The organism is Paraburkholderia sp. J10-1, from assembly GCF_905220165.1.
Taxonomy (GTDB): domain Bacteria; phylum Pseudomonadota; class Gammaproteobacteria; order Burkholderiales; family Burkholderiaceae; genus Paraburkholderia.
Map to the genome: position 1 here is coordinate 182,653 of NZ_CAJMYW010000007.1, position 21,242 is coordinate 203,894.

General features: G+C 61.3%; 22 protein-coding genes. 9 read left to right on the forward strand and 13 right to left on the reverse strand.

All coding sequences use genetic code 11. The features are described 5' to 3' along the window. The first annotated feature begins 16 nt into the window (after positions 1-16). On the forward strand, positions 17-415 hold the full coding sequence (locus tag U5A65_RS22455) for a helix-turn-helix domain-containing protein (protein WP_321909938.1): 399 nt from the start codon (positions 17-19) through the stop codon (positions 413-415). A gap of 86 nt (positions 416-501) precedes the next feature. On the opposite strand, the gene U5A65_RS22460 is transcribed toward U5A65_RS22455, so the two are convergent. The 3 genes from U5A65_RS22460 to U5A65_RS22470 all read right to left on the reverse strand — a co-directional run bounded on the left by U5A65_RS22460 (position 502) and on the right by U5A65_RS22470 (position 4,128). Then, on the reverse strand, positions 502-1,647 hold the full coding sequence (locus tag U5A65_RS22460; protein WP_321947460.1) for a DUF3300 domain-containing protein: 1,146 nt from the start codon (positions 1,645-1,647) through the stop codon (positions 502-504). Between the two features lie 415 nt (positions 1,648-2,062). Continuing rightward, entirely contained in the window at positions 2,063-3,460 is a 1,398-nt protein-coding gene (locus U5A65_RS22465; protein ID WP_321910406.1) for a heavy metal sensor histidine kinase, read from the reverse strand. After that, on the reverse strand, positions 3,457-4,128 hold the full coding sequence (locus tag U5A65_RS22470) for a heavy metal response regulator transcription factor (protein ID WP_321909942.1): 672 nt from the start codon (positions 4,126-4,128) through the stop codon (positions 3,457-3,459). The genes U5A65_RS22465 and U5A65_RS22470 overlap by 4 nt, the downstream gene beginning before the upstream one ends. A gap of 298 nt (positions 4,129-4,426) precedes the next feature. On the opposite strand from U5A65_RS22470, the gene U5A65_RS22475 reads away from it, so the two are divergent. Beyond that, the gene (locus tag U5A65_RS22475; protein WP_415765396.1) at positions 4,427-5,905 is read left to right on the forward strand and encodes a catalase; all 1,479 of its coding nucleotides are present in this window, start codon (positions 4,427-4,429) and stop codon (positions 5,903-5,905) included. Positions 5,906-5,984: 79 nt separating this feature from the next. Further along, a complete protein-coding gene (locus U5A65_RS22480; protein WP_321909945.1) occupies positions 5,985-6,638 on the forward strand; it encodes an ankyrin repeat domain-containing protein in 654 nt (217 codons plus the stop codon). A gap of 97 nt (positions 6,639-6,735) precedes the next feature. Here the strand turns inward: U5A65_RS22480 and ltaE are convergent, their stop codons facing one another. The 10 genes from ltaE to U5A65_RS22530 all read right to left on the reverse strand — a co-directional run bounded on the left by ltaE (position 6,736) and on the right by U5A65_RS22530 (position 16,855). Continuing rightward, on the reverse strand, positions 6,736-7,740 hold the full coding sequence (gene ltaE, locus U5A65_RS22485) for a low-specificity L-threonine aldolase (RefSeq protein WP_321947677.1): 1,005 nt from the start codon (positions 7,738-7,740) through the stop codon (positions 6,736-6,738). Positions 7,741-7,831: 91 nt separating this feature from the next. Further along, a complete protein-coding gene (locus tag U5A65_RS22490) occupies positions 7,832-8,734 on the reverse strand; it encodes an NAD(P)-dependent oxidoreductase (protein WP_321909947.1) in 903 nt (300 codons plus the stop codon). A gap of 38 nt (positions 8,735-8,772) precedes the next feature. Beyond that, complete coding sequence (locus U5A65_RS22495; protein WP_321909949.1) at positions 8,773-9,927, reverse strand: iron-containing alcohol dehydrogenase; 1,155 nt, start codon at positions 9,925-9,927, stop codon at positions 8,773-8,775. 68 nt (positions 9,928-9,995) lie between these two features. Beyond that, on the reverse strand, positions 9,996-10,307 hold the full coding sequence (locus U5A65_RS22500; protein WP_321909951.1) for an NIPSNAP family protein: 312 nt from the start codon (positions 10,305-10,307) through the stop codon (positions 9,996-9,998). An 84-nt stretch (positions 10,308-10,391) separates the two neighbouring features. After that, positions 10,392-11,081 carry a carbon monoxide dehydrogenase subunit G gene (locus U5A65_RS22505; RefSeq protein ID WP_321947463.1) on the reverse strand — a complete coding sequence of 230 codons (690 nt, stop codon included), beginning with the start codon at positions 11,079-11,081 and terminating at the stop codon, positions 10,392-10,394. Then, the gene (locus U5A65_RS22510) at positions 11,078-11,971 is read right to left on the reverse strand and encodes an NAD(P)-dependent oxidoreductase (protein ID WP_321947465.1); all 894 of its coding nucleotides are present in this window, start codon (positions 11,969-11,971) and stop codon (positions 11,078-11,080) included. Before U5A65_RS22510 ends, U5A65_RS22505 begins: the two co-directional genes overlap by 4 nt. 14 nt (positions 11,972-11,985) lie before the next feature. Further along, positions 11,986-14,337, reverse strand: a complete 2,352-nt coding sequence (locus U5A65_RS22515) for a xanthine dehydrogenase family protein molybdopterin-binding subunit (protein ID WP_321947467.1) — start codon at positions 14,335-14,337, stop codon at positions 11,986-11,988. Further along, on the reverse strand, positions 14,330-14,818 hold the full coding sequence (locus U5A65_RS22520; protein ID WP_321947469.1) for a (2Fe-2S)-binding protein: 489 nt from the start codon (positions 14,816-14,818) through the stop codon (positions 14,330-14,332). The genes U5A65_RS22515 and U5A65_RS22520 overlap by 8 nt, the downstream gene beginning before the upstream one ends. Positions 14,819-14,825: 7 nt before the next feature. Next, positions 14,826-15,710, reverse strand: a complete 885-nt coding sequence (locus U5A65_RS22525) for a xanthine dehydrogenase family protein subunit M (RefSeq protein WP_321947470.1) — start codon at positions 15,708-15,710, stop codon at positions 14,826-14,828. A gap of 356 nt (positions 15,711-16,066) precedes the next feature. Then, positions 16,067-16,855: a TetR/AcrR family transcriptional regulator gene (locus U5A65_RS22530; RefSeq protein ID WP_321909963.1), complete on the reverse strand. Its 789-nt coding sequence runs from the start codon at positions 16,853-16,855 to the stop codon at positions 16,067-16,069. 218 nt (positions 16,856-17,073) lie between these two features. Here U5A65_RS22530 and U5A65_RS22535 point away from each other — a divergent pair, with 218 nt between their 5' ends. The 6 genes from U5A65_RS22535 to U5A65_RS22560 all read left to right on the forward strand — a co-directional run bounded on the left by U5A65_RS22535 (position 17,074) and on the right by U5A65_RS22560 (position 21,236). Next, positions 17,074-17,427 carry a DUF4148 domain-containing protein gene (locus U5A65_RS22535; protein ID WP_321909965.1) on the forward strand — a complete coding sequence of 118 codons (354 nt, stop codon included), beginning with the start codon at positions 17,074-17,076 and terminating at the stop codon, positions 17,425-17,427. A gap of 305 nt (positions 17,428-17,732) precedes the next feature. Further along, positions 17,733-18,236, forward strand: a complete 504-nt coding sequence (locus U5A65_RS22540) for a DUF1097 domain-containing protein (RefSeq protein ID WP_321947472.1) — start codon at positions 17,733-17,735, stop codon at positions 18,234-18,236. A 176-nt stretch (positions 18,237-18,412) separates the two neighbouring features. Beyond that, positions 18,413-19,417 (forward strand): GTP-binding protein, encoded by a 1,005-nt coding sequence (locus U5A65_RS22545; RefSeq protein ID WP_321947474.1) that lies wholly within the window; start codon positions 18,413-18,415, stop codon positions 19,415-19,417. Positions 19,418-19,469: 52 nt separating this feature from the next. Continuing rightward, a complete protein-coding gene (nthB, locus tag U5A65_RS22550; protein ID WP_321947476.1) occupies positions 19,470-20,213 on the forward strand; it encodes a nitrile hydratase subunit beta in 744 nt (247 codons plus the stop codon). Between the two features lie 30 nt (positions 20,214-20,243). Next, a complete protein-coding gene (gene nthA / locus U5A65_RS22555; RefSeq protein WP_321909970.1) occupies positions 20,244-20,867 on the forward strand; it encodes a nitrile hydratase subunit alpha in 624 nt (207 codons plus the stop codon). Between the two features lie 9 nt (positions 20,868-20,876). Then, entirely contained in the window at positions 20,877-21,236 is a 360-nt protein-coding gene (locus U5A65_RS22560) for a nitrile hydratase accessory protein (protein WP_321947478.1), read from the forward strand. Positions 21,237-21,242 lie beyond the last annotated feature (6 nt).

A 21,242-nucleotide genomic window follows, 5' to 3' on the forward strand; every position in this document is an offset into this window, starting at 1 on the left:
TAAAGGGCTGAAAGCTTTGCGATACGCCACGGAAACACATGGCCACGACACGCCTCTCGCGACTAGCGATCCCCGGCGGAAAGCTGACGATCTCGCGCGTGCGCTGATTGGCCAGATTGCCGACAAGTGGACCATTCTCGTGATCGATGCATTGGGCACGCGCGGCAAGATGCGCTTTTCAGAGCTGCGCGACGGCATTCCCGGAGTCAGCCCGAAAATGCTGACAAAGACCTTGCGCCAACTCGAGAGTGCCGGCCTCCTTTCACGCTACGTTCACCCGGTCATACCGCCACACGTCGACTACACGCTAACTCCGCTTGGCGGGAGTCTTCTGGAAGAGATCTGCGGAATCTGGGACTGGGTCGAAACGCACATGGAAGAACTCGAGCAGGCTCGACAACGATTCGCATCGTAGTCCTCTTTGATGCAAGGTTCGCCCGCGCGTTGAACTACCCGCGCGGGTGTGACCGCAACGATCTCACGGACTCGTTCACGATGGCACTATCCGCGCCCGCTTCCGCCATGCGCAGCCGCTCCCACATGCCCGCCCGCGAAGTGTCCCATGGCGCTCAAGCCTGAGCGCGCCGCGCCGAATCCCGCGTGGCCGAAGCCTGCCTGACCGACACCCCCAAAGCGGCCGAGGTCGCTCCCCAACATCGCGTGGGGTTGGACGCCTGCCTGCAATGGCGCCGAACGAACATGCGTGTCCGGCATCACGAAGGAGTCGCGCTGGGAGAACGCGCCATGCTCGCCAAAAGGACCATGCTGGGGATATGCGCCGTGCTCCGCGAATGATCCCTGCTGACGCAATGAATCCATGGGACGATTGAAACTGTCGCGGCTATGCAACTCATGCCCGGCGTCCGCGAGACTGCGATCGTGCCATACATATGGGCTGTGATCGTACGTCACTGTATGGCGATGCCAGTCCGGCCTCCAGTGATGCCAGCCCCATCCGTAGCCGCCAAAGTAACCCAGTGCGAATCCGCTGCCGAACACGATTCCCGGGCCGCCCAGGTAGAGGCTCGTGTACGGATACCAGCCCGGCCAGGCTGCCAACGGCGCACCATAGACGAGCGATGGGTCGTATTCGGGCACGTACACGACGTCCGGTGCAGCCGGCGCGATGCTGATCAGGTCGCCTTCGGACGTGACCGTTTGCTGTGCATTGGCCTGAAGGTTGCCCGCCGCCAGCGCCCGCTGACGCAACGCCTGTATGGCGGCCATCACCTGCTGAGGCTGGCTCAGGTACGCGTCACCAAGCGACGATGTCCAGACCACGTCCTCGTCCATATTGCTCAACACCGCCGGAAATTCGGTGAGCGCCTTGACGCTGGGATCCCAGTACTGCTGATCCACCTGAGCGGCCAGCGCGTCGCTTTTCAGTTGCGCATGCGCTTGCATCCAGCGGTTCGCCGAAACCACCTCCGCCAGGTGAGTTGCGGCTGCCAGGATCTGTGCGACCAGCGTATCGGGATAGAGCGCTATGGGCGCGACAAGCTGCTGCAACTCCTCGGGGCTGCGTTGTATCGCGGTGGATAGCGAATTCGGTGCCCCATTGTCCTGATCCGCAAATGCATGCCCCACTATTCCGAGGGCGATGCACGGAGATACGATCAATGACACGATTTGCTTAGGAAATTTCATCACATCTGTTCTCGAAATACAGTCCGGTATGTCCATCATAGATGCGCGTCATGTCGGACAACTGAGTTTCCGATTACGATTCAGTCATCTGCTCCCTCACTCGTAGTGAGGGAAAAGGCACACAGGCGCTTTGACATGCAAGTTCTGATTCCCACAGGCTTCTCCCGCGTAATCGACCAGGACTCTCTTCGACGAATCATTGTGCGAGCGGGCACTCAGCGCGTGGGCTTCGCTCGCACACGCGCTCAGTGAAGTTGAAAGCATCAGAGCAAGCAGGAGTCGTTTCATGGCAGTGGTTGTTACTGGTAGCAAAAGTCATTTGCGGGGATCGGACACGTCTACGGCAACCATGGAATCTGCGCGATTCCATCAGCCACCGCCCACCGCCTGAAACAACGTGAAGGCGCCGAAGGCCTTAGTGGTGCGATAGCACAGGAAAAAGAAGCGTAAACGTCGTAATGCCACCGCGACTCACGACATCAACCGCACCTCGATGCTGTTCCATGATCGACTTGACAATTGCGAGCCCAAGACCCATGTTCTTTGCAGACCCCTTGCGCGCGGCGTTGATGCGATAAAAGCGATCGAAGATCTTGCCAATATGCTCCGGCGCAATGCCAGGCCCCACGTTCGTCACGGCCACCGCAATGCAATCTCCAGATCGATAAGTGCGCAGCGCCACTTCGGACCCGGGTTCCGCATAGTTGAGCGCATTCGATACCAGGTTGCTGAGCGCACGTAAAAACAACGTTGGATCGGCACGCACGCTTTGTGCCCCCTGCGCAACGAAGCGGACGCCTTTGTTGTCGGCAACACCCTCGAAAAACGAGGTAAGCCTCGCAAACTCAGTTTCGCAATCGAGATCGGAGAGTCTCAGCGATTCCTTCGCATGCTCGGCTCGCGCGAGGAACAGCATCGTCTCGATCATGCGCTGTAGCCGCTCGCATTCTTCGATATTGGAGTCGATGAGTGTTTCGTATTCCTCGATCGTTCTTTCGCGCGACAAGGTAACCTGCGATGCGCTGATGATATTGGCTAGCGGCGTTCGCATATCGTGCGCGAGATCGGATGAAAACTGCGAGAGACGCGCGAACGCGCGCTCGAGCCTGTCGAGCATGCGGTTCACCGGCACCGCAATGTCGCGCAGTTCAACGGGACCGCCATCTATATCGAGCCGCTCCCCGAGGTTATGGGTCTCGATGCGCGAGATGCGACGGCCTATCGTCTTCACCGGCCTCAATCCCCGCCTGGCTATCAGATAGCCTAGCAGGCCCATCAGCACGGAACCCGCCAGCAACACGCCCCATACGTCGCCTTGATACTGACCAAGCAAGTCATTCCTTTCCGAAGCGCCGTGCGAGAGCAGCACGCGGATCTTCTCGCCTGAAGGCAACACGCTGTCGCCGTATACGCAACGCGCGGCACCTATGGATGGCGGACTGCACGACCAGGGCTCCCCTTGCCCGGGCGCGCCGGGGCCGGGCGACGTCAGGTGCTGCAAAGGGCGGCCGGAATCGGCTAGTACGTCGCCTTGACTATCCAGTATCGCGAACGTCATGGCAGGGTGCGAACGCATTTCGTCGCGAAAGAGATCACTCATGCGTGCCACCGCCGAGGTCGAACCGAACCCGTGCGCCTCGATGAGCAATTCGCGAAGTTTGACCGTAATCTCGTTATCGTCGTGCCGCCTGAGATCGCGCGACAACGCGTGGTAAAGCAGCCCGCCTGCGAGCGATAGCACGACGATCGCAACGGCGGTGAACGCGAAGCTTAGCCGCCGGAGCAGCGAGTATGCCCTTGTTTCGGCACTCATGGCCGCCATTCCATTACGTACCCCATGCCTCTCACGGTATGCAAGAGTTTGTTCCCGAAGGGATTGTCGATCTTCGCGCGCAGGCGTTTGATGGCGACGTCGACAACGTTTGTGTCGCTGTCGAAATTCATGTCCCATACTTGCGAAGTGACGAAAGTGCGCGTGAGTACCTCGCCTTTGCGTTCGGCGAAGAGCTTCAAGAGCGAGAACTCCTGCGCCGTCAATTCGATGCGCGCACTGCCGCGCCGAACTCGACGCTTCGCGAGATCGATCTCCAAGTCGCCTATCGTAAGGACAGTACCGACCGATTTCACCGGCCTTCGCAGCAACGCATGGATTCGGGCCAGAAGCTCCGCATACGCGAATGGCTTTGACAGATAGTCATCGGCACCTGACTCGAATCCGACAACCTTGTCTTCAACGGCATCACGCGCCGTCAGCAACAACACTGGTGTGCGCTTTTGCTCGCGCAAGCGTTTGAGTACTTCGAGGCCGTTAAGCTCAGGCAACATAACATCCAGAACGATCGCATCATAGTCCTCGTGCAACGCGAGAAATAGACCTTCTTTGCCTTCGAGTGCGACGTCGACGCGAAAGCTGGATTCCAGCAAGCCCTTGCGAAGGTAGGACGCCATCTTTGGCTCATCTTCGACGATCAGAATGCGCATGATAAGAACCCCTTTTGTCGACATCCAGTGTGACGGCCACAATAAACGCATTCTGCAATTCTCCTTCCGACTGCAATCTGTCTCGCGGATTACAAATTCGTCATTTTCGAGTGCATTGCACATTCGATGCATTCACAACTATCGCTGTCATTTCCATTTTCAATTGGACTCGAACTAGCAGCTTTCGTCTAATCGATCTGCGTTTTGAGTAGTCAACCGTTCAAGCCGGAGAGAAATCGAAATGTCAGTAAAAGCGAAGCAAATAGCAAAGGGCCTCATAGCAGCAACGTGTGCCGCGATGATGTCGACTCCTTACGCCGCGGATATGACGCGCGACAACGGATCACCGGTCGGCGACAATCAGAATTCACAGACTGCCGGCCCGGAAGGTCCAACGCTACTGCAAGACTCCCAGCTGATCGAGAAATTGCAGCGCTTCGATCGCGAACGCATTCCCGAGCGCGTCGTGCACGCGCGCGGCACCGGCGCATTCGGCGACTTCGTGAGCACTGCCGATATCAGTGACCTGACGATGGCGCAAGTGTTCAAGCCTGGCTCGAAAACACCGATTTTTGTCCGTTTTTCTACGGTGATGGGCTATCGCGGTTCGCCTGAGCAGGCGCGCGATCCACGTGGCTTCGCGATCAAGTTCTACACGACCCAGGGCAACTGGGACATCGTGGGCATCAATTGGCCGATCTTCTTTATCCGCGACGCCATCAAGTTCCCCGACTTCGTCCACGCGAACAAACCAGGCGCGGTGACGGGCGTTCAGGATGCAAATCTCGCTTTCGACTTCTTCGCGCATACGCCCGAAGCGACCAACATGCTCACGCATCTCTACACGGATGAAGGCATGCCTGATTCGTACCGCCATATGGACGGCTTTGGCGTGCATGCGTTCAAATTCGTCAACGCGCAGGGCCAGGTTAATTACGTGAAGTTTCACTTCAAGAGTGAGCAGGGCGTGCATGGCATTCGTCCTCAGGATATTCCCGGCTCGATCGGCGCGGACTGGAATCTCATGACCGACGACCTCTACAAAGCATTGAGAGCAGGCGACGATCCTAAGTGGGATCTCTATATCCAAGTGCTGAATCCACAGGACCTGAACAAGTTCGACTACGACGCGCTCGACGATACGAAGGTCTGGGACAACGTGCCTGAACGCAAGATCGGCACGCTCACGCTCAACCGCGTTCCGGACAACTACTTCGAGAGCACCGAAGAGTCCGCGTTCGCGCCTTCGCGCCTGGTGCCGGGCATCGAACCGTCTGAAGACCGCATGCTGCAGGGCCGCATGTTCGCCTATGCCGACACGCAGATGTACCGGCTCGGTCCGAATTTCAATAGCTTGCCGATCAATCGCCCGCGCGTGCAGGTTGTGAATAACAATCAGGACGGCATGATGAATTTCGGCGACCGCAAGGGCGAGGTGAACTATGAGCCGTCTACTCTGGGCGAAATCCCACAGGATCCGCGCTACAAATATGTGCAGACGCCCTTGTCCGGCACGACTCAGCAAATGGCGATCCATAAGACGCTCGATTTCCGCCAGGCGGGCGAGTATTACCGTACCCTGTCCGAGCAGGACAAGCAGGACCTCGTGACTGCGCTGTCCGGCGACCTCGATCACGTGACCAACGACGCGAACAAGTACACGATGCTCTCGTACTTCTATAAGGCCGATGCCGATTACGGCACACGTCTTGCAAGTGCAACGCATGCCGATTTGTCCCGCGTGAAAGCGCTTTCCTCAAAACTTTCGGATAACTAACGAGAAGCAGGCAATGGCGGCCATCCGGTCGCCGGGCCAGCTTGCCGTGTTCTGCAAACTCTTGCGCAGGAGCGCGACGATGAAACGATTGCGCCCCGTCCTCTGGCGCGCACTTTGCGTAACTGCACTGGCTGGCGTGGCGGCCGCGGCGGCCGGTTGTGCGTCGAGCGCGCTGCCCGCAACTTTGGCCGTCAATGCGGGGGCGCAGCAGGATCTGCGCCGTTACGACGATGACTGGTTCGACGCGGCGCGCGCAGGCCGCGTCGACATTCTGCAGGGTCTCGTCGCGGCGGGCTATCCGATCGACGCCACGACCCGCGAAGGCTATACGGCGGTCATTCTCGCGGCCTACCGGCATCAAGGCGCCGCGCTCGACTATCTGCTGCACGCCGGAGCGAATCCGTGCATCGGCGACCAGCACGGCAACACCGCACTGATGGGCGTGATCTTCAAGGGCGATACCGCGCTGTCTGAACGCCTGATGAAAGCGCGCTGCCCGATCGACGAGACGAACAATGCCGGCGAAACGGCGCTTTCCTTTGCGGCGCTGTTCGGACGGGCCAATCTCGTGCCGCAACTCGTTGCCCGAGGAGCAAATCCCGAACATGTCGACGCGCTCGGGAGAACTGCGCTGCAGGTCGCAGTCCAGCAAGGTAACGCGTCGACCATCGCAGCGCTCGAAAACGCCGGGGCGCAGCGCGTTGTTGACGCCACGCTATACAAGCAGCCTTGAAAGAGGTCTCACTTAACGCCACGGCGGCTCAATTGGGCCTGAACATGCAAACACACGCGTGCTTGCCGGACTGTGCCGCCGGCAGCACGCGAGGTCTTCAGCGCGCGAAATAGCCCTTCACAGCGTCGACAAACGTGTCGATATCGGCACGTGAGACGTCAAGGTGTGTGGCAAAGCGCGATGCGTACAGCATCTGCGTCAGGATCCCGCGCTCCTTGAGCCGTATCTCGAGTGTCGCGCAGTGCGTCTCGGGGATTTGCACGAAGACCATGTTGGTCGCCTGCGACTGCACGCGCATCTCCTCGACTTCCGCCAGCTTGCGCGCAAGATACTCGGCGTTACTATGATCCTCGCCGAGGCGCTCGACATTGTGCTGCAGCGCATAAAGGCAGGCGGCCGCCAGCACGCCCGACTGGCGCATGCCGCCACCGAGCATCTTGCGCCAGCGACGCGCGCGTTCGATTAGCGCATTGCTGCCCACAAGCACCGAGCCAACCGGCGCTCCCAGTCCTTTCGAGAAGCAGATCGAGATTGAATCGAAGGGCGCGCCCAACTCCGCGAGAGGCCGTCCCGACGCGACGACCGCGTTGAACAAGCGCGCGCCGTCGAGGTGCGTAGCGAGCCCCCTGCTCTTCGCAAGCGCAGTGGCTTGCGTCACGTATTCCTGCGCAAGCACCTTGCCGCCAATCGTGTTCTCGAGCGCCAACAGCCGCGTTCGCGCGAAATGATTGTCGATCGGTTTGATCGCGGCGACCATCTTCTCGATGGGCAGCGTGCCATCGGCGGCATTTTCGATCGGCTGCGGCTGGATGCTGCCCAGCACCGCCGCCCCGCCGCCTTCGTACTTGTATGTGTGGGCCAGTTGGCCGACGATGTACTCATCGCCGCGCTCGCAATGCGCCATCAACGCGGCGAGATTGGCCTGCGTACCGCTCGGAAAGAACAGGCCCGTTTCCTTGCCGGCGCGTTCAGCGACAGCAGTTTGCAGGCGCAGGACAGTCGGGTCGTCGCCCCACACGTCGTCGCCAGTTTCGGCAGCACTCATGGCAGCCAGCATGGCCGGGCCGGGACGGGTGACGGTATCACTACGCAGGTCAATCATTTGAAATTTCCTCTGAATTATCGCAGCCGTTCGTCTCGAAACGCAGGGCAGCGGTGCCGCCGCCCTTTCGGGGCCAACGACCGTTGTGCGCTCAGCCGTCCTGGGGGAGACGGCCGAGCCCAGCGTCGAGCTGTGCGCAGAGTCCAACCGCAGCCCAGTCATGCTCCGCTCCATAGCCCTGCGCGCGCAAGGTGACGAAGCGATCGTGAACAAGGTTGGCAAGGGGCATCGGGACACCGAGTGCCTCCGCGGCAGCCATGATCAGACGATTGTCTTTCTGACCGAGTGGCAGCGCGAAACCCGCTGGCTGAAATTGCCGTTTCGCGATCAGCGACCCGTAAATCCTGAACGCTGGCGAATTGAAGATCGTCGTGGTCAGCAACCCAACGAGGTGCGACGGTTCGATGCCAGCCTTGCCCGCAACCGCACACGCCTCCCCAAGCATTTCAATCACGCCCGACAGCATGAAGTTGCCAATCAGCTTCACCAGATTCGCGTGAGACGGGTCGGTGCCGACAATCCCCACCGACTGGCCGAGCTGATCGAGCAATGGCACCACGGCCTCCAGATGCTCGTCGGCGCCCGCCGCCATGATAAAAAGCGTTCGCGCCGCAGCCGCATCGGGCCGGCCGAACACAGGAGCCGAGACGAAGCCGAACCCTGCCTCGCGATGAAAATCGGCAGACTCGCGCGCTGCTGCGACGCTGATCGTGCTCATCGAGACATGCACTGCACCCGCCCGCATTCCCGAGACAATGCCTGTCTCGCCGCGAGTGACGGCGGTGAGCGCCGCATCGTCGGCCACCATGGAAAACACGACATCCGCCGAGTAAGCCGCCTGCGCAGGCGAGGCCGCGACGATGGCTCCGGCTTGACGCAATGGCTCGGCGCGTTCGGGACTCCTGTTATATACGTGCACCTCATGCCCGGATTCGAGGAGGTTCTTCGCAAGCGCGGAGCCCATCGATCCAAGGCCAATAAATCCAATTCTCATGACAATTCCAGTAATCGGTTAAACGATGGGTGGCACCTTTACACCGCGAGCTGGTAGACCCGTCGGCTTACGTCCGGTGTGATATCTCCGTGTTCTCCGAGCGCCGTCATGCCGTGCTCCATTAGCTTGGCGAGCAGGGGCTCGACCGAACTGCCGTCAATCTGGTAGTCGCTCAAGTGCGTCCTGACGGTCATGCGTTCGAAGAACTCCCGTGTCGCTTCAATCGCTGCGGTGATGCGGTCGTCCTCACTCCCGTCCCTGATATTCCAGACACGCTCCGCATACTGAAGCAGCTTGTACCGCTTCTCCTCCCTGCGTACTTCGAGCATGGCCGGCAGCACGATCGCCAGCGTTTGTGCGTGGTCGAGCCCGTGAAGCGCCGTGATTTCGTGACCCAGCATGTGCGTAGCCCAGTCCTGCGGTACGCCCGCCCCGATCAGACCATTCAGTGCCAACGTGGCCGCCCACATGGCATTGGCGCGCACGTCGTAGTCGTGAGGATTCGCCATCGCCTCGGGGCCCACCTCCGTCAGCGTGAGCAGCAGCCCTTCGGCAAAGCGGTCCTGCACCTTCGCCTGAACCGGATAGGTGAGGTATTGCTCGACGACGTGGACGAACGCATCCACCACGCCGTTCGCAATCTGCCTCGCGGGCAGCGAAAAGGTCGTCGTCGGGTCGAGCACTGAAAAGCGCGGATACGTCGCCTCGCTGCGAAACGGCAGCTTGTCCCCTTTCTCGCGATAGCTGATCACGCCTCCGTTGTTCATTTCGGAGCCGGTGGCCGGCAGCGTCAAGACACAGCCGAACGGCACCGCATCGCGTACCTGTACCTGCTTCGCAAGGATGTCCCAAGGCTCGCCGTCAAACTTGAGCGCTGCCGCAATGAACTTCGTTCCGTCGATCACCGAGCCGCCGCCCACCGCGAGCAGGAAATCGACCTTCTTTTCGCGGGCGAGCGCGACGGCTTTCATGAGTGTTTCGTACGTGGGGTTCGGCTCGATGCCTTCGAATACGAAGTACTTGCGCTCACCGAGTGCGCCTTCGACCTCCTCGAGGACGCCGTTGCGTTTGATGCTGCCGCCACCACTCGTAATCAGCACGATTGCGTCGCGCGCGATTTCCGCGTCGAGCGCAGCAATCTGGCCTTCGCCAAAAATGATTCTCGTTGGGTTGTGGTAAGTGAAATGTTCCATTGATTCAGTAATCCTTAAATCGATTTGACTGCTTTTACGCGCCGCGCGGCGATCTTGTCCCCGCCTGTTCACACGGCTGGACTAAACGGCGCCGGCGTAAGAAACACCGACTCTTGATGCACGAGGTAAGGCAACATGCTCGGCGTAAATGCCAGCCACTCTGGATCGCATGCGAGCTTTGCACGTTGCTCGGCGCGATGCGCGTAGCTGTCGTAAGCCCAGCAGAACACAACCGAGTTCAGCGTGCCTGACTCCTTCGTCCAGCACCCTTGCAAGCGCGCATATAACGAAATGATGTGAAGTCCATTGCGTTCATAAAAGGTGAGAAATTCGGCGACCTTGCCAGGCACAATCTGGTATGTGCGCATTTCAACCAACATCCTTTCTTCTCCTGAAAGTCGCAAGCGGGCTGACCGATGCTTCATGCCAACATCGCGCGAGTTCACGTCACGCTCGCGACCTGCTCAAAACCCGTGTCCTATTACGAAACCGATTACGAGACCAGCCACACCAGCTGCCACGCCCGTCGCAACGTAAGTCGCCCACGCTGTACGGCGCGTGCCTGTCGTATGCGATCCAACGCCGATTCGCGAATCCGGGCGAGCGGTAGTGTCGGCTCGTGGTTGTTCGACGGCAGCGGCGACGTCCGACGCCACCCGGAATGCGACCGCCCCGTCAAGCGCCGCGCAGGCGACCGATGAATCCCTCAGAGCGCCTTGTTCAATGTGGAAGCGAAACGCGTCGAAAAACGATTCGAGTTGCCTGGCCGCGGCCGACTGGATCAGGCGCGCACCAACGCTCATCAATTTCCCTCCCACTTCGACATCGGCCTCGTAGATCAGCAGCGTTGCGTCGCCCTGCGCTTCCAGCCTCACGCGCGCATCGACCTTCGCGAAGCCCGCTGCGCCCGCATTTCCGTGGCCGATAATCGTGTAGGCATGCGGAGGTTCCAGATCGCTCAGTTCCACGGCGCCGCGGAAAGTCGCGCTTACCGGGCCGACTCTCGCTTGCACTTTCGCTTCGAAATGACGTTCATCGACCATGTGCAGCGACTCGCAGCCGGGAAGCACGGCCTCCAGAACCCGTGGATCATTCAGTGCCGCCCAGACCACATCCGGTCGCGCAGGCAGCATGCACATGTCGGTCAACTTCATTCGAGCGGCTCCGTGTCATACATTCTGGACAGCGCATGCGTTCCCGAGCGCGCATGGCCCGCTTCGGCGAGACGCCGGAACATCGAGCGCACGAGTTCCAGGCCCGCGAATTCCCGCCCCATCTGTGCCGTTTCCTCGGCGGCAATGCGCATGTCCTTGATGAAGTGTTCGATCATGAAGCCCGGTGCATAGTCCCCACGCACAATGCGCGGTCCGAGATTGTTCAACTGAAAGCTACCCGCCGCACCGCCGCCGATCGAGTTGAGGACCGTCTGAGGATCGAGCCCTGCGCGTGCCGCGTATGCAAGACCCTCGCAGACACCGAGTAGCGTCGAGGCAATCACGATCTGATTGCACAGCTTGGTGTGCTGGCCTGCGCCCGGGCCGCCTTGCAACACGATATTTGCCCCGAGGTGACGCAGGATCGGCTCGACGCGCGTCAGCGTCTCGGCCCCTCCACCAACCATGATTGAAAGGCGGCCATCGCGTGCGCCGACATCTCCGCCAGATACGGGTGCGTCGAGCACTTCGACACCGCGCGCGGCGCCTTTGACGGCTATCTCGCGCGCCAGTGCGGGGCTGGAAGTCGTCATGTCGATCAGCACCGTGCCCGGCTTCGCATGCTCAATCAACCCATCGCTGCCGAGGTAGAGCGCGCGCACATCATCAGGTGTACCAACGATTGTCGCAATGACGTCGGATGCCGCCGCAACCGAGCCCGGCGTGTCGTGCCATTTAGCACCGGATGCCAGAAGCGGCGCGGCCTTCTCGCGCGAACGGTTATACAGATGCAGCGAATAGCCCGCCGCGATCAGTCTGCCCGCCATCGCGCCCCCCATGATGCCGAGGCCGATGAATCCAACAGTGGGCAATGTCACGCCTTCTTTCATATCGTTTCGTCCAGTCAAAGTGAATCACGCAACAACTCGCGTATGAACATCGGCGTCAGCGGGTGCCTGTCGGCGACCACGCCGAATGGCGACATCGCATCGTTGAGCGCATTCGTAACGGCACCGATCGCGCCCATGACGCCGCCTTCAGCCATGCCCTTGATTCCGGCTGCGGTCGAGCGGCTCGGCGTGTGCATCGGGATGATCTCGATATTGGGCAGCTCGGCTGAGGTCGCAATCAGATAGTCGGCAAGTGATCCGGTGGTGTTCTGCCCGGCTTCGTCGTAAATCATCTGCTCGAACAATGCACCCGAGAGACCCATCGCGATGGCGCCGTGCTGCTGGCCCTCCACGACTGTAGGGTTCAGCAACGTTCCGCAATCCTCCGCGACCACATATCGCACGAGGCTCAACGCACCGGTCGCAATGTCGAGTTCGACTTCGCACGCATGCGCCGAGTTGGAGTACGTCATCGCCGGCGGGTCGTACGCCAGGTGAAACTCGAGGCCTGGCGTCAATCCGTCGGGTAACGAAGTCGGGTCCAGATACGCCTGGCGCGCAATGTCGGACAATGTCACGCCTGTTTCCAGCCACTTCTCTCCATCCCGGCGCTCCACGCAGCCATCCACGATCCGAAGGGCATCAACCGGTTCGCCGAGACGGGCGCCTGCGATTGCCAGGACTTTACGCCTGGCCTCCTGCGCGCAAAGGAACAACGCCCCGCCACCGGCTGTCGCGCTTCGCGCGCCACGGCTTCCCATGCCGTAAGGCGCGACGTCGGTGTGTCCCATATAGATCATCACGCGCGAAGGGTCGACGCCGAGGCCCTCCGCAACCGCGTTCGCCATCGCACTCTCATAGCCCTGCCCGGTCGGCCCGAGCCCGAGTGACGCATTAACCACTCCAGTCGGCTCTATCCGTATCCAGCTGGCTTCGTGTCCCGACCCTGGTATGCCGGCCGCCTTATAGAACTTCGAGCCGTAGGTCGTCGGTTCGACGACATTGCACAGGCCAAGCCCCAAATAGCGCCCTTTGGCGCGCGCTTCGCGCTGCCGCACGCGAAACGCCTCGTAGCCGACGGCACGCACGAGTGTCTCGAAAGTTTCGGTGGGCGTGATGTCGGAGAGCAGTTCGCCGGTCGGCGTCCGCCAGGGCAGTTCCTGCGGCTTGATGAGGTTGCGGCGCCGCACCTCGACCGGGTCGAGACCCAACGCTCGCGCAATCGCCTCGATCGTCCCGTCCATCACCCAACTCGTGATCGACATCGGCGCGCGCATGGGAGCGTTGCCGCATTTATGACTGAGCACGACCTTGACGTCGAACGCATAATGTTCAAGCCGGTATGGGCCGCTCAATATCATTGCGACCACGCGCGCAAGATAATTCGCGGGGAAGAAGCAATACGCCCCGAAGTCCTCACGCATTTCGAGCGTCAATGACAGCAAGGTACCCTGCTCATCGACGGCTGCCCGCGTGCGGCAAAAGTCCTCGCGCGAATTGGCGGCCGCACTCAGGTTCTCGAGCCGGTCCTCTCGCCAACGCACGGGCCTGCGCAGATGGCGAGCAAGCGCAGCCACAACGAGTTCTTCGCGATACAGCGCGATCTTCTGTCCGAATGCGCCGCCCACGTCCGGCGAGATCACCGTGACCTGGGATTCGTCGAGCGCGAGGCGCGCAGCCAGTTGCGTACGCAACGGGTGAGGCACCTGCGAGCCGATATGAAACGTCAGATGTTCGCGGCCCTGGTCCCAGACCGCGGCACAACCCCGCGTCTCGATTGGCACATGAGTCTGGCGCGCCTGGGAGAAGGTCGCCTCGACAACGCGGTACGCGGTGCGCTCGGCCTCCCCCGGATCGCCATGCGCAAAGGTCTGGTGCGAGATCAAATTGCCGGGAACCATCGGGTCGACCTGAGGCGCGTCCGCTTCCAGCGCCCTCCACATGTCAGACACGGCCGGCAGCGGGTCGAACTCCACGTAGACCTTTTCCGCCGCGTCCTCGGCCGCATAACGATCCATCGCCACCACGCACGCTACGGGATCGCCGTGAAACCGCACCACCTCGGTCGGGAGCGCCTCTACCTCGACAGGAAGCAACCCCTCGATCGGCGGCGCCATGCGCAGAGGTCGTGTCCATTGCAAGAGATCGCTGCCGGTGACGACTGCGATTACGCCTGGCATCGCCAGCGCTTCGCTCGTGTAGATGGACGCGATGCGTGCATGCGCGTGGGGTGAGCGCACGAAGCAGGCGTGCAACGCGCCGGCTATGTCGATGTCGTCGACATAGCGGCCGTGGCCGGTCAACAGTCGATAGTCCTCGGGGCGGCGCGCGGGCCGGTTCAGGTACCGAAATGCAGTCTCAGACATTGGCGGCCTCTCCACGCAGGCGTTCGGCTGCCAGCAGCACTGCGCGCACGATGTTCTGATAGCCGGTACACCGGCAGAGATTGCCCGAGAGCACCTCGCGAACCTCTACCGCGCACGGCTGCGGATTCTCCCGCAGATACGCGTCGAACGTCATCACGATGCCGGGCGTGCAAAAGCCACACTGCAACGCGTGGCACTCGTGGAAGGCCTGCTGGAGCGCTGAGAGCCGCGCGCCGGCCGCCATGCCTTCGATCGTCGTGATGCACGTCTCTTGCGCCTGCACGGCGAAGGTGAGGCACGCTCGCGCAAGCTGTCCGTCGATCTGTACCGTACATGCGCCGCAGACGCCGTGTTCGCAGCCGACATGCGTGCCGGTCAGCCTGCAGTCTTCGCGCAATGCGTCCGAGAGGAGCTTGCGGGAATCGCAATGCACCGCATGCCGCGTGCCGTTGACTTCCAGGTGGATCAGCTTCTTTTCCATGGCCGTTTCACGTGTTGTGCGCGGTGTTAAGCGCGTCAATGCCGCATGCTCGCGCGAGTGCGCGCGCGGTCAACGCCTCGACAAGATCGCGCTGGTACGCGGCGCTGATATGCGGATGGTCGGCAGGCTCGACCGCTGCGGCCGCACGCTTGCCGATGCGCGCGACCGTGGTGGCGTCCGCGAAAGCGCCCTCAAAATCGGCGGCGACTTCGTCGAGCGTGACAGGCACGTCGCCCACGCCGCCTATGCCGATGCGCAATGCGGCGAGGCGCCCCGCTTCGACTACGGTTGTCACCGCGCAGGCAGCGATCGCGAAGTCGCCTTGACGGCGGCTGAATAACTCGAATCCCTGCTTTTCACCGGGCTGCGCACACGGAAAGTCAACGGCGGTGATGATCTCGTCCACCTCGAGCGAGGTCGTCATGGTCGCGAGCAGGAAGTCGGCCGCATCGATTTCGCGCGTCCCTCCACTCGCGGCCACCTTGATCCGGGCGTTCAAGGTACGTGCGATCAACGGCAACTGGGCCGCCGGATCCGCATTCGCCATGCTCCCGCCGAGCGTGCCCCTCTGGCGGATCGCGAAGTGACCGATCGTGCCCGCGGCTCGCGCAAGAAGTGGACAGCCGTCTCGCACGAGCAGGCTCGTCGCCAGTTCGTGATGGCGAGTCAGCGCGCCGATCGACAGCGTGCCGGCGGTGCGCGCGATACCAGTGAGTTCCTCGAGCGCGTTAAGGTCAATAACGTGCGTCGGCTGCGCGAGGCGCATGTTCATCATCGGCACAAGCGACTGGCCACCGGCGATCACCTTCGCGTCGATGCCGTGCCCGGCAAGTAACGCCAGCGCCTCGCACACCGTGCTCGGCCGATGATAAGAAAAGACAGATGGTTTCATGAACTCGTTTGCGGCACTTCAGCCATGCCAGCCGAAACCGACATACGCCTTTCGAAAAGAAAATCGTCATATGACGACAACTTTCCTATGACCTTTCATGCAATTACGAAGGCAGATTTGCCGCATCAATCATTAGTGATGCTTCAGGTGAACAATATTCCCAATTCACTAAGTCGTCAACTGACGACTTGCGCGACGCGCGGCCGCACGCGTGTCAGGATCGCAAGAACCGCCGAACTGTGTGCGAAAGGGCGCGCGCTCGCGCGCCCTGAAGGAGACGTGCAGTTTGTTTAGGGCCGCAGCCGGGCGTGCGGAAGAACGGCACTGAATCGCAAGCGCCGTTCTCGCTTCAAGCGTCAGGCAGGCGTGAGCGGCGGAAGCAGTGCTGGAACGCTCGCCAGAAACGCGCGCACCGTCATTGCAATAACGTCTTCCACCGGCATCGCGTCGTCGTGACCATAGATGCGGCGACGGATCGCAAGGTGCGAAATGGCGCCGTGCAAGATCCAGCCGACCTCCTTGAGCCCGTCGAGCGTTGGCGGGACCGATCGCCCTGCTTCATGAGCAGCTTCTGTCACGACAATTTCGAGCGCGTGGGAAATGACTGCATTCGAGTATGTCGGCGCCATGCTCAGGCCCGCCAGCGACGAAAAGAGGAACAGCCGCAACCAACGACGCGTGAGCAGCGTCTCATAGTATTCGCGGTAGAAAGCAATCAATCGCGCCTCGACAGGCACGTCTCGATCCTTGAGATTGACGAACCAGATTGCCTTGAAGATGCCAGCAATTTCATGGTTGTAAACTTCCTCGATCAGCGCCGCCTTGCTCGGAAACAAGCTGTAAAGCAATCGCTGGGAGATGCCACATACCTCCGCGATAGCCCGTGTCTGTGCCTCCAACCCGTGCTCGGCGAAGTAGTCGGCGGCCTTGGCAAGAACGAGCGCCCGGCGCTCGGTGCGCGGCAGCCGCCGTACGATCTTTTGCTTCGGGTGCTTCGCGTGAGTATCGCCCGAGGTTGCGCGGTCCGCCTGCACGTCCTCCCTGTCCTGCATCCCCTCTACGGGAGCACTTTTGCCTCGCGTAACGCGGCGGCGCGACTCCGCCGCCGGCTGGGCTTTCACAGTGCTTTTCATGTTCCCTTTCATGCTTCTCTCGCTGGTTTTTCTTACTATTATCCAACGAAAGTCGTCACTTGACGATCAGTCACGGCGGGAATTTTGGCGGGCTATCCGCTAACGCCCCGGACCAAATGCGATTCAAGCTGGAATATTGCTCCCCCCAGACTGTTTGCTCGCATGAGAAGCATGAAGGAATCCGCTCTTTCGCTTTTCAGCAAATGTAATTTTTGATTTAGGAGTTCGAAATGAATGTACGCGTTGCAATAGCACTTCCGGTGCTTGCACTGACATTTGGGGGGGTTGCGTCCGCCGCTTCTGCGCAGGGCCTCACGAGGGCCGAAGTGCGCGCGGATCTCGTCCGCGTCGAGCAGGCCGGCTACAACCCTTCGATCGGCAATGATGCGACCTATCCTGTGGACATTCAGGCGGCCGAGGCCAAAATCGCGGCGCAGGACCCTCAGTCCCTGGCAAACGAAGCCATGGGCGGCACGACGATGAGCGGCATGTCCGACTCTGGCTCACATATGCCTTCGCACAACGGCACGTCCTCGTCGTGCGTCGGCCCATCCAGCTACTGCAACATTTTCTTTGGAAGCTAAGCCACCTTGGCGCCTGCTTCCTACGCTGGCTCCCGCTGCCGCACGATTCACTTCGCACCGGAGAAGTGAACGTGTGCACCGAGGCGGCGCGGCCGGCTCTCACCTCTCGAATGGTTGATCACTATCGGCATGCGGCGGCGGTTGTCCGCTGCAGTCGACCTCGGCATTGACGGACACGGCTCACGGCGGTACCGGACCATTGCGGCATGAATCCGGACATAGCCTTTGAGCCGGCCCAAACATCGCTAACAGGTTGCTCGCGTGGCGATCAAGAGCCCTTCGTCAACTCGTTCAAGGAGAGAGCAATGAAGCAATCCGAGGCATACACACTGAGTATCGGCTTCCTCGCCGTGGTCGATACCTGGTTGACCGGCACCCTGCTTCCCATGCCGGTCTGGGTCACGTTCATCGCGTGGGCGTCGTTCTTCGTGCTCGGCGGCGGTTCGGCGGGTTTCATCAAGAGCATCGCGTCGAACCTCGTCGGCCTCGTCATCAGTTCCCTCACCTTGCTCACCATCCACGGCACGAGCCAGACGGCGCTCGCCATTGCCGTGTGCGTCGGCGTTGGCAGCGCGGCGATGGTGCAGGCTTCGAAGATCAAGCTGCTCGACGTGCTGCCCGCCATCGTCTGGGGATTCGCCTCGACCGTCGGCACCACCGTCGCTTCAGGCCGCCCGATCACGACGCCTGGGTTCGCGAACCCTGCGCTCGTCGCGGCCGCCGCACTCGTGACCGGCGCCGTCTTCGGCTATGTGTCGGAAATCGCCGGGAACGCGCTCACCACAAGGCGCGTGATGGGTGCGAACTGAGCGGCGGTTCGCGATCGAAACGGCGTGGGCATGGCCGTATCGGACCTTTCGGCGCAATCCGGCCAGCCACACTTGCGAAGCGTGCCATCGTCGCGACCGAACAGGACGCGAGCCTCTCAGGCCACGGTAACTTCGCTATTTTCTTGATATATCAGCAACCCGACACGGAGATTTCCATGCGGATCAGGAAGGTTCCAACGACTGTGATCACCGGCTTTCTCGGCGCCGGCAAGACTACCCTCGTCAATCATGTGCTCGACGCCACGCGGCCTATGCCATTCGGCATCGTCGTGAACGAGTTTGGCGAAGTGGGTATCGACGGGGAGATGATCGTCGCCGAAGAAGAAGCCATCGTGGAGATCAGCAACGGCTGCGTGTGCTGCACCGTACGCGCTGACCTCGTGACGAGTGTGCTCGCGCTCCTTGACCGCTTCGGCGACGGGCTGGAGCGGCTGATCGTCGAGACCTCGGGGCTCGCAGATCCGGCGCCCGTGTTGCAGACGTTTCTCGCCGACCCAGACGTGCGCGAGCGCGTCGAACTGGAGTCCGTGGTGGTGGTCGTCGACGCGTGTCATGCGCAAGCACAGCTCCGCGATGACATCGCGCGCGAGCAGATCGTCTTTGCCGACCGCATTGTTGTGAACAAAGCCGATACGGCCACGCCCGCACAGGTAGAGGCGCTGCAAGCAACGCTGCGTCAGCTCAATCCGGCCGCGACGCACGAGCTGACGACGCGCGCCCGTATCGACGTTCCCGCGCTCCTCTCAACGAAGACCTTCTCAGTCGACCATCTGCTCACTATCGAGCCGGACATCCTCGACGACGGCGAGCATGAACACGAGCACGACACGAGTATCGAGTCTTTCGGTTTCGTGATTCCCGGCGCACTCGACCCGCTGCGCTTCAACCGTTGGGCGAACCAGCTTGTGCAGTCGCAAGGCTTATCCTTGCTGCGCATGAAGGGCGTATTGAACCTCGACGGCGAAACGCGTCGTCTGCATTTCCACAGTGTCCACATGCTGATGGACACGCACTTTGGCAAAGCCTGGGCGCGCGACGCGTTGCGCGAAAGCCGTTTCGTCGTCATTGGCCGCGGCCTGGATGTGCAGGCGTTGCGCGCCGGCCTGCTGCGCTGTGTCGCCTCAGTAGCGGAAGGCGCAGCGCCTGTGCCAATGCGCTGAGTCTCCCTTACCCCGTAGTGGCCCGATCCATTTTCAACGATATGGACTCCAAATGAAACTCCAACATCACCTTGGCGGACTCGAGAACCTGGGTCCCGTCAATCTGGACACGCGCGTGTTCGCCCAGCCGTGGGAACAGCGCATCTTCGGCATCCACACCGCCATGATGGCCGAGAGCGCGCACCTCGAAAGCGCGCTGCCTGGTTATGCCATCAAGACGCTGCCAACGACCTTTCGAAGCGACTGGACGTGGGCGTCGCTGCGCACGGGCGCAGAGGGCATGCAACCGTTCGAATACTTCAAGTTCCGCTACTACGAGAAGTGGCTTGGCGGCATTTCCCAGTTTTTCATCGACGCGGGCTACCTCACTGCACAGGAGCTGGCCGAGAAGACCGCGCTCTACCGCAGCCAGCCTGACTCGCCACTGCCCCACCGGCCCAATACGCCGCTCGACGCGCAGATCGACGCCTACCTTCAACAAGGCGATTCGCCCCGGCACCCGAGCCGGCAGGCAGCACGCTTCAAGGCGGGACAGCGCGTGCGCGTTGCCGACCCCGAAGCCGTCGATCACACGCGGCTGCCGGGTTACCTGCGCAACAAGACGGGCACGGTCGATCTCGCCTATCCGGACAGTTATGCGTATTTCGTTTCGACCGGCGTGGACGGCATCGGCGAGCCCATGCCGGTCTATCGCATTGCCTTCGCGGCGGCGGACATCTGGGGCGCAGGCAAGAGCGAGGCCAACACGATGATTTACGCCGACCTGTTTGAGGCCTACGTGGCAGCGGTTGCCTGATTCCGCGCACAACTGACAAAGGAGAGAAACATGAGCGATATTTTTGCTTTTTCTGACGACCGTGAGTCGTCGAGCGCCGCGAAGGTGCGCGCACTCGAGGCGCTGCTAATCGAAAAGGGCATTATTGGCAGCGAATCGGTCGATACGGTGCTGCGCCATTTCGAAACCGTGGCAGGTCCCTTCAACGGCGCCAGGATCGTTGCGCGCGCATGGGTCGATCCGGCCTACAAGGCGCGTCTGCTCGAAGACACGCCCGCCGCGATCGCCGAACTCGATCTGCCCGTCGGGATGACGGGCGCGGAGGGCGAGCACATGGCGGCCGTTGCCAACAGCGCCGATGTGCACAACCTCATCATCTGCACGCTGTGCTCGTGCTACCCGTGGCCGGTGCTCGGCCTGCCCCCCTACTGGTACAAGGACCCGGTGTTTCGCGCGCGCGGCGTGCGCGAGCCACGCGCCGTGCTGAGCGAATTCGGCGTGGCGGTGCCCGAAACGAAGGCCGTGAAGGTATGGGACAGCAGCGCGCAGATCCGCTGGTTCGTCGTGCCCGAGCGCCCGGCGGACACGGAGGGCATGAGCGAGGAAGCGCTAGCCGCGCTCGTCACGCCCGAGTCGATGATGGGTGTGGCGCTGGTTGCCGCGCCGCAGGCGTAGGAGCAGGCGATGTTCACTCGATTCGAGGAATACGCTGCGGCGTCGATGCTCGGTCACGCCGACTCGCCGCCACGCATCGAAGGCAAGCTGCTGTTCACGAACCGCTGGGAGCGCGACGTGTTTGGCCTTGCCCTTTCGCTGGCGAAGGCCGGTTGCTTCGAGTGGGAGGACTTTCGCCAGTGCCTGATCGAAGCGATCGGCCGCTGGGAAGCACTCGAATGCGCGCACCAGCCGCGCTGGGACTATTACGAGCGCTTTTTCGAAGCGCTCCTGAAGGCGATCGAGGCGAGCGGCACGCTCGACCCGGCGGAGTTGGCGCGCGCACTCGCGCCACGCCCTGTGAGCCAATCCGCGCTGATCGAACAGTAATCTCAC